The 6,177-nt window shown below is 35.9% G+C and carries 6 protein-coding genes; 2 read left to right on the plus strand and 4 right to left on the minus strand.

The window, feature by feature from the left end; genetic code table 11:
• Positions 1-2: 2 nt before the first annotated feature.
• Positions 3-908, minus strand: coding sequence for a type IV toxin-antitoxin system AbiEi family antitoxin domain-containing protein (locus JMW85_RS14035; protein ID WP_201582189.1), 906 nt, complete (start codon positions 906-908; stop codon positions 3-5).
• Positions 909-1,230: 322 nt separating this feature from the next.
• On the opposite strand from JMW85_RS14035, the gene JMW85_RS14040 reads away from it, so the two are divergent.
• Positions 1,231-1,851, plus strand: coding sequence for a recombinase family protein (locus tag JMW85_RS14040; protein ID WP_201582190.1), 621 nt, complete (start codon positions 1,231-1,233; stop codon positions 1,849-1,851).
• A 62-nt stretch (positions 1,852-1,913) separates the two neighbouring features.
• Here the strand turns inward: JMW85_RS14040 and JMW85_RS14045 are convergent, their stop codons facing one another.
• From JMW85_RS14045 to JMW85_RS14055, 3 genes are read right to left on the minus strand one after another with little or no spacing between them, the layout of a single operon-like run.
• Positions 1,914-2,882: a hypothetical protein gene (locus JMW85_RS14045; RefSeq protein ID WP_045455933.1), complete on the minus strand. Its 969-nt coding sequence runs from the start codon at positions 2,880-2,882 to the stop codon at positions 1,914-1,916.
• 3 nt (positions 2,883-2,885) lie between these two features.
• Positions 2,886-3,998, minus strand: a complete 1,113-nt coding sequence (locus tag JMW85_RS14050) for an AAA family ATPase (RefSeq protein WP_045455931.1) — start codon at positions 3,996-3,998, stop codon at positions 2,886-2,888.
• A gap of 2 nt (positions 3,999-4,000) precedes the next feature.
• A complete protein-coding gene (locus JMW85_RS14055; protein WP_201582191.1) occupies positions 4,001-5,155 on the minus strand; it encodes a DUF262 domain-containing protein in 1,155 nt (384 codons plus the stop codon).
• Between the two features lie 348 nt (positions 5,156-5,503).
• Between JMW85_RS14055 and JMW85_RS14060 the strand changes: the two genes are divergently transcribed.
• On the plus strand, positions 5,504-6,013 hold the full coding sequence (locus tag JMW85_RS14060) for a hypothetical protein (protein WP_201582192.1): 510 nt from the start codon (positions 5,504-5,506) through the stop codon (positions 6,011-6,013).
• Positions 6,014-6,177 lie beyond the last annotated feature (164 nt).

The following is a 6,177-nucleotide window of genomic DNA, read 5'->3' on the forward strand; positions in this document are numbered from 1 at the left end:
TTTTATTTAAACACACTATGATTAAGGGATAGACACCAGTCCTCACTATATGAGTCTGAGTAAGGTTCGTTTGATATCATTTTACGACTTCCTCCTCTAGCTGTGGAATAAGTCTTCCATTCAGCGATTATAGGATCCTGAATATCCAAATGAGAGTTTAGGATGAAACCAATGCGACTTTTATCGATAGCAGTGCCATATAGCTCAACTGAGTCTATGATTTCATTTAAAAGAACCTCTGCCATTTCTTCATAAACCTCTAAAACATGTTGAAATCCACCGCATAAATCGGGATTTCTCACCATTTCTAAGAACAAATCTCCTATGCTAATAATTCTAACGCCTTGGCCTTTATTCATATGAGGGTAAAGGCATGAGCGAGAGTGAACATTAAGGTATTTGCCCTTAATTTTGATACGTTCAGAAGGGTATGGAGGTATAAAGAAATCATTCTTTTCTAGGTTTTCACCATTTGGGCTGTTTTCTGAGAGAATTTGTGACTGTGTTTTCTTCCACAATGGTCTGGTAGGAGCAATATAGTCAATTCTTTTTGGGATTCTGTTAGTAAGATTGTAGAACCTCATGGCGCTCAAATACGTTATATATCCTATATTATATAGCGAGCAAACTATTTCTAGGTCGCTAGGGTCTTTGTTAGCGATAACGAAGTAGTTGTCATATGGTTTTTGTACCAAGCCGCTAGATACAAGATAGTCCGTAACTTCAGATAATTTTTTCTTTAAATTACTATCCGTCCTGAACCCTTTGATATTTTGGTTTTGGAAGGATCTGGTTTCACGTATATAATGCAAAAACTCATACAACTCTGAATCGAAGAAGGCTGCTTTTCTGCCTAACCCAATTACCCAAAGGCTTGTAGCCTCTTCTATAGAAATTGTTTTTTGCATATTGGTCACATATTGTTTATAAGTCCTAAGGACTTATAAACAATATGTGACTAGTTTGCAAGCTTTTTTTTGTAAATGATATAAATTTTACCTGAGCCAGAGCTGATAAGGCTTTCAAGAATTGACATAAGACACAGGACATATTAAAATGCGTCCTTAGGACGCATTTTAATATGTCCTGCGATAAGTAAAAAAACTATATTATTTAAAGATAAAGCATACCCCAAGGGAACCAGTTATTTCACCCTTTAAACCTATTAATAGACCACTTAAAATAGACTGATATAATGGAACCACTTATAACAGACTATTTTGGGTGTTTATGTTTATCAGAGCGTATCTACGAGCTTCAACCAAAGAGCAGGATGCCAAGCGTGCCAAAAATGAGCTCATACAGTTTGCTAATGATCATGGCCACAAAGTTGCCGCCTTCTATTTCGAAAACGAATCAGGCGCAACTTTGATACGTCCGCAATTAATGCAGCTGATCGATGATGCCCACGAAGGCGATGTGATTTTGGTTGAACAGATTGACCGCTTAGCACGTTTGAACCAAGCTGATTGGGATACTCTCAAAAGAATGCTATCAGAAAAAAAGTTGGCAGTCGTATCAAAAGAGCTGCCGACCTCCTATATGGCGCTTCAGCCAGAGAGCAGCACTGAATTTATGAGCAGCGTATTGCAGGCTATCAATTCGATGATGCTTGATATGCTCGCTGCTATTGCTAGAAAGGACTATGAAGATCGACGTAGCCGTCAGATGCAAGGTATTGCTCGTGCTAAGGCTGAAGGCAAATATTCTGGACGTAGGAAAGACACCGAGAAGCGTAAGATTATCGCTAGTCTGCTAAAATCTGGACATAGCTACTCCGAAATACAAGCTACGGCTAAGTGCTCACGTCAGCTGATTGCATCATTATCTAATGAGTTGAAGAATAAGTAGGCATCTGATCTAAATGGTAGTTACACAGTTTTTATGAAAGGCTCGATAAGTGGTTTAAACAATCATGTAATGCTTGATGTCTTCAAATGTTTTCCAAAATAACCTATACAAATAGTTTTGTTCTCATAATTAGCTAAGATATGCATACGCTTGCCATTGGTGAAATTTTTGATATGGGGCTCAAACACTTGATAACCTAGAGTAGGGTGTTTAAAACTCCGCATCCTAACTAAGCTTTTATCTGACATTGTGGACTTGCTTTCACCAGAAATTGTTAGACTAGAATTATTAGATAACTCTTGTATGTTAGATGAGAGAGTTATCGCTTGGTTTAAACTCTCTAAGATAGATATTATCACCCTGAAGTCTAAGGGCTGTAATGAACTAGATCTAAATGATTTGAGAGCGCTCTCTGTAAAAAGTAAATTCTCGAAATCATCATTATCCCTAACTTTTAATTTGGTTAAGTAATCTTTGTTTTTCTGTCGCTTTGCTTTAAAAGCATCTAAAAATGAGTTTAGTTGTTGGATAGATGATATGTTTGGAACATCCATCTTCTCTTCGTTAAGCTCATTATTCACGTACCATGACTTAACTATACCTATAGAGCTTTTTAGCCAGTGAGAGTGTGAAGCAAGGCTCAAGCTATGAGAGTTATTCAAATAAGCAAAGGCTAATCCTAAAACTTCTAAATTACGATTACTCTCATCCAAGAAGAATGTATCGCTAGTATCTACTCCATTTCTATTATTATTAATGTCTAACAATGGGCATTTTGAACTAGTAATAACACTTTTTATCTGTACTTTTCTGTCGTGATCTTCAATAGAATCTAACCACTTATTAAAAATGAAATTATCAGCATAATTTAAACTATTCCAGTCTCCTTCTAGCTCATCCACTCTGGAAAAACTGACTTTATTTTTTTGAGCCTCATGCAACAAATCAAAAAATTTTTCAATATTTCTTTCACAATCTTCAATACATTTAAATGGCAATGAAGCTTCGTTTAAAACTACAGCATCAAACATGGCTTATCGATCCTTTAGTAAAACACTTAAACTCTTATCCCATTCATCAAAAAAACCTTCAGGCCAACTATCTATTCTTCCTTTTTCATCTATCTCAATTTTTTCAATATCCACGCAATGCTCAGACGAAGTCAGGTCTCTAGATAAAAAATAAATTAAAACATTTTCCGATTTAATTTTCTCATTTTTCACGGAACCTCTAACGCCATTTATAATATGGTCGCTATGTGTTTCAATTATTATTTGTACATTATTTTCTGATACAATTGATATCATCTTAGCAACTACTGACTGACCAGATGGATGTAAATGTGACTCTGGATTCTCTAAAATTAAAAGGTCGCCAGGTTTAGAGGCTAGCAAAGCAGTTACGATTGGCAGTACATATGTCAAACCAAACCCTGTGTTTTCTGGTCTAAATTCATTAGTGAGTTCAGTAGCTGAAGAGAATTGATAATGAAGACTTGCCTGATTTATTTCAGGAATCAGCTTTGTTATTATTTTCATGCCAGGTGTGATTTGCGACATCCAAGCATTTAAGTTATCAATTAGATGTGTAGTTGTAGCTTCAGGATGCCTAAGTTCACAAATAGATAAAGGCTCATTGCCATTTTGAGATAAGAAGTGAGCGGTATATTCTCCTCTTATACCTAGAGACCTTTTCTGGTTAACAGCATACTCAGACACATCGTATACACTTTTAGGGCTAATCCTTTCAGCTGATAAGTATTGGAAATTTGATGTAAACAGAGACTCTGTAAAAACCTCTCCCTCAATATGAGATGAACTAATAGGCTGCATATCAGAAATTTTGTTATATTTAAAATAGAATTCTAAATTACTTTTATCCCAAAAAGCTTCTATCTTCACTACTTCTTCTTCAGCATTCATGTAAAGTAAGTCTTTTCCAATCCCTATTTTTACATACTCCCCTACCAAGGATAATCCTTCGTGAGGTAGCATGTGTTTATCATATGATTGCCTTAGTAGCAATAAAGACTGAATAACTGACGATTTCCCCATTCCATTAAAGCCAGTAAATATATTTAATTTCCTTAACTCAAAATCCTCTTCTTTGATGGACTTAAAGTTTTTCAAGCTTAAAAGATTCAACATAATTAACGGCCTAATATTAGTTTGTTTACCAATGCACTTACCATGCTAAATCTAGTTTGGACTTTTTCAGTATTTGCTGTTGACTTACTTATAGCGATATCAAATTTTTGATCCTCAAGTAGACAGATAAAAGCTTTCAGAAAATCATCCTTTCTATTCAGTAAAATCGAGCGCTCTTCATCGCTAATTTTTGCCAGGCATACCGAAACAGATTCAAATAATGGCTTGTTAACTACTCTTCTATGACCTGGTATTGCTAAGGTTTTCTTAAAAGAGTCAGTTTCGAAAATATCGAATGTAGTTTTCAGCGATGCCAAGAATCCTTTCTCCATCTCTGCTAATCTTTTATCTTCCACAGAGCTTAATTCTATCATTGCTTTATTAAGAAATTTTGGCATGGAAGACTTATAAGATTCAATACCAAACATAATAAAAGATATATGTCTTAGTGCCAGCTCTTCATGAGCCATTCGATAATTCTTATTTATGACCACATTTTTAAACACTTCTGTTTCAACGAGCCTTTTCAAGAACTTAGATGCTGCGCCGCCGTTAATAGACTGGCTCATTGCATGCCGAATTTCTTGATGATTGAGTTTTAATCCCCCAGTATTAATCCGATTAAACAAAGAATATTTCACTCCTACTGGAGTACCAGGCTTTATTAGATAAACGGAAGTTTGGAATTCATCTATTCTACGTTGAAGCGCTCTTGGTAATTCATTATATGAGCACCCTTCATACTCGGTTAAGAACTCCAAATTTGTTAAATGTAAATTTTGTGTTACTACAAAGTTGTTAATGGCAGATAAACGTTGTAAACCATCCACAACCTGCCATTTATCATCGATAGCAGCATCGAAATAAAAAGCAGGTATAGGCAGTCGAATGAGTATAGATTCAATTAACCGGCTTTGGATCTGTTTGCTCCACAAATCTCCAGAACGTTGGAAATCTGGCACAAGATCAATTTCATTGTGGTGCAGTCTAGTAATTAGCATATTTAAATTTGGAGTTGTAATGCTTACATCTACTTTTTTAGGATCGAAAGGCTCTTTGAGGTGTTCGGAATCATCGTTATCCTCTATTTCTTCAGGATCAAATTCAGTATTAACTATTTTCTCAGATATCTCAGTTTTTTCGTCAGCATTAGACATTATAAAGAACACTCCTATTTTTCTAAAATTATATGCATATTGAAATGAATTATCTCATTTCCTTTTGATGGCATGTTATTAGTTTGGTTCAATAATCAAAGTTTAGGGCCCTGAAACCAGTGTATTAAACCGCTAAACGTATTAAAAACTCCATAGACCACTCTATTTAAACCATAATTGAGTGCATTTCTATAAAAACTATCACTTATAAGTTTACTTCTAGTAATAGAAACCCAACTAAACATTCAATTTGCCTAATAGTAGGGTTAATGCCATAGTTGTTCAATAAACGTTCTGGACAGTTGTACTGAACACTTGCTAAAAACGTACTTGGGCACTAGGTGAACAATGAACATATCGGTGACGAAAGCGGCAAAAGAATGGGGTGTATCGAGAACTACAATCTATCAGAAGGTCAATGATGGTGAGCTATCTAGAGCAGCAGATAAGAAGATAGACACTGCGGAGATGCTGCGAGTATTTGGAGAGCCCGTTTTGAAAAAACGTACTGAACGTTCAGTGAACACTGTCCAAAATACACCTCTGAACAGTCAAATTGTCCAATACAATACAGATATTGAACACCAATTAGCGCTCGAAAAGCTCAAGAATGAACATCTAAACCAACAGGTAAGTGATCAAAAGAAGTTAATAGAGAATTACCAGCAACAGATAGCACAATTGAACAAAACACTGGATAAAGCCAATGCCAGTATTCAAGATTTCGCTCAAGTAAGACTGCTAGAGTTTAAAAAGTCTGAACAGAGCTATGAGCCGCCACTTGAACAAGAGAAAGAAAAAACAGACAACTCAACCGTAGCTACGGTTGAGAAAAAGAAAAAGTGGTGGGTGTTTTAGACGCTGTGGTTTTATCGACTAATGATCTAACAAATACTCTTCTAGCGCATCATTAATCATATCTTGATAGTTTCCGCCGGTCTTCTTCGCCTTATCCTGGAATCTAGCAATGATACTAGGACTCACGATACTGGCACCGACCATAGGATCATCTGCCACCACAC

Origin of the sequence: Psychrobacter glacincola (assembly GCF_904846075.1) — a bacterium.
GTDB lineage: Bacteria > Pseudomonadota > Gammaproteobacteria > Pseudomonadales > Moraxellaceae > Psychrobacter > Psychrobacter glacincola_C.

Coding starts and splice junctions, on each gene's coding strand:
- JMW85_RS14060 (WP_201582192.1), top strand. CDS start 5,504: ATGAACATATCGGTGACGAAAGCGGCAAAAGAATGGGGTGTATCGAGA.
- JMW85_RS14055 (WP_201582191.1), bottom strand. CDS start 5,155: ATGTCTAATGCTGACGAAAAAACTGAGATATCTGAGAAAATAGTTAAT.
- JMW85_RS14040 (WP_201582190.1), top strand. CDS start 1,231: ATGTTTATCAGAGCGTATCTACGAGCTTCAACCAAAGAGCAGGATGCC.
- JMW85_RS14050 (WP_045455931.1), bottom strand. CDS start 3,998: ATGTTGAATCTTTTAAGCTTGAAAAACTTTAAGTCCATCAAAGAAGAG.
- JMW85_RS14035 (WP_201582189.1), bottom strand. CDS start 908: ATGCAAAAAACAATTTCTATAGAAGAGGCTACAAGCCTTTGGGTAATT.
- JMW85_RS14045 (WP_045455933.1), bottom strand. CDS start 2,882: ATGTTTGATGCTGTAGTTTTAAACGAAGCTTCATTGCCATTTAAATGT.